2 protein-coding genes are annotated in these 2,394 nt (G+C 77.1%); both read left to right on the plus strand.

Going from position 1 to position 2,394, the window contains the following annotated elements; translation table 11 throughout:
* On the plus strand, positions 1-1,560 hold a 1,560-nt coding region (locus tag B7L92_RS32220; protein WP_081240831.1), incomplete at its 5' end, for an N-6 DNA methylase.
* Between the two features lie 208 nt (positions 1,561-1,768).
* A partial coding sequence (locus B7L92_RS32225) for a hypothetical protein (protein WP_081240832.1) occupies positions 1,769-2,394 on the plus strand: 626 nt, incomplete at its 3' end.

A 2,394-nucleotide genomic window follows, 5' to 3' on the forward strand; every position in this document is an offset into this window, starting at 1 on the left:
GCCGACCTGGGCGCCCGGCAGACCTTCGAGTTCCTGCTCGGTCGGCACCTCGACGCCCATCCGCGCCAGTACACGCTCACCCCCGCCGACCTCGCCGGTCTCATGGCCGACCTCGTCGGCCCCGCCCGCACCGTCCTCGACCCGGCCTGCGGCACCGGCGCCCTGCTGCGCGCCGTCACCCCCCGCCCCGGCCAGCGGCTGTACGCGCAGGAGAGCTCCCCCGAACTCGCCGCGCTCGCCGCGCTCCGCCTCGCCCTGCACACCCGCGCCCCCGTGCACGCCGCCGCCGGCGACACCCTGCGCGCCGACGCCCACCCGGAGCTGCGGGCCGACGCCGTCCTGTGCCACCCGCCGTTCAACGAGCGCAACTGGGGGCACGACGAACTCGCCTACGACCCGCGCTGGGAGTACGGCTTCCCGGCCCGCACCGAGTCCGAGCTGGCCTGGGTGCAGCACGCGCTCGCCCGGGTGAGGGACGGCGGCACCGCCGTGCTGCTGATGCCGCCCGCCGCCGCGTCCCGCCGCTCCGGCCGCCGTATCCGGGCCGACCTGCTGCGCCGGGGCGCACTGCGCGCCGTCGTCGCGCTGCCGGCCGGCGCGGCGCCCCCGTACAACATCCCGCTGCACCTGTGGGTGCTGCGCCGTCCCGAACAGGCGCCCGCCCACCCGGAGGTGCTGCTCGCCGACGCGGGGCAGTTCGCCGGCGAGGGACGCGACGGGCCCGACTGGCAGGGGGTGCGGGAGGCGGTCCTCGACGCCTGGCGCGCCCACGACCGGGACGGCCGCCTCGACGAACGCCCGGGCCTCGCCCGCTCCGTGCCCGTCGTCGAGCTCCTGGACGACGACGTCGACCTCGCCCCGGCCCGCCGTCTGCCGCCCCCGGCCGCGGCGGACGGCGCCGGCCGGCTCGCCGACGTGCACGAGCGGCTCGGCGAGACCCTGCGGCTGACCGCCGAGCTCACCCCGCCGCCCGTGGACCCCGCGCGGTCCGCCGCCCCCGGCCGCCGGCCGCTCACCACCGTCGGCGAACTCGCGCGCACCGGCGCCCTGGTGATGCGCACGGGCGGAAACGGCGGGCACGCGCGCCTGCCCGTGCTCACCGACCACGACGTCCTCTCCGGCACCGACCCCTCCGGGACGCTTCCGGAGAGCGACGAGGAGGCGGTGCTCACCGAACCCGGGGACGTCGTCGTCCCCGTGCTCGGCGGGGGCTCGGTCGCCCGGGTGATCGACCGGGCGACCGCCGGGGCCGTGCTCGGCCGCAACCTCGTGCTGCTGCGGCCCGATCCGGCGGCGCTCGACCCGTGGTTCCTCGCCGGGTTCCTGCGCGGCACCGCCAACCACCGCCAGGCCAGCAGCTACGCGTCCACCGCCACACGGCTCGACGTACGGCGCCTCCAACTGCCCCGGCTCCCCAGGGACGAACAGCGCCGCTACGGCGCGCGCTTCCGGGACCTCGACGCGTTCGAACGGGCGCTCAGGCAGGCGGGACGGCTCGGCGAGCAGCTCGTCCGCGGGATGTACGACGGCCTGACCGACGGCACGGTCGCACCCGACTGAGCCCCCGCGCCCCGGACGAGGCGCCCGGACGAGACCTCCGGACGAGGCGCCCGGCCGAGACGACCCGGCCGAGGTGATCGGTACGACAACGGTTCGGTACAACCCGGACCGGTTGTCCCCAGGGGCCTATACGCTCGGACTTCAGCCGAGTACTGCCACACGCACACTCGCGCCCCGTCCCATCGGCTACAGCGGTCCAGGAGCAGTCATGTACGGCCACGGCGCGCCGCCCCCTCGCAACGAGGCAACGGTCATCACCCTGCGCGTGCTGTTCACCGCCGTCGGCGTGCTGTGCTGCGGCCTGCTGGCGTGCGTGCCGCTGTTCCGGATCGCGGTTCTGCGGGGACGCGTGGGCGACTGGGCGCTGGCCTGGGTGAGCATTCCGCTGTCGATCGCGTGCCTGTCCGTGATCGGCGCGCTGCCGGAGACGGACCCCCGGACCGACGTGGCCCTGGCGGTGGTCCTGCTCCTCGGGGCCGCGTCCAGCGCGTACTTCCTGACCGTGGACATCCGCTTCCACCAGCAGCTGCGCCGTCACCCGGGCCCCGCGCCGTTCCCGCCCCACGCCGCGACGATGCCCGCCTCGGGCTACTCCGCCCCGTACGGCTACCCGCAGCAGCCCCCGTCGCCGTACGCGTCCACCGCCGTGCCGCCGCGACCGCAGGCGCAGCCACAGCCGCAGGCGCCCCACACCCCGATACCCCGGCCGCCCGTGCCGCACCCCGCGGCACGGGCGGCCGGGGTATCGGGGTGTGGGGCGCCTGCGGCTGTGGCTGCGCCTGCGGTCGCGGCGGCACGGCGGTGGACGCGTACGGCGACGGGGGCTGCTGCGGG

It is taken from the genome of Streptomyces viridosporus (assembly GCF_002078235.1).
In the GTDB taxonomy this organism is placed as follows: Bacteria; Actinomycetota; Actinomycetes; order Streptomycetales; family Streptomycetaceae; genus Streptomyces; species Streptomyces viridosporus.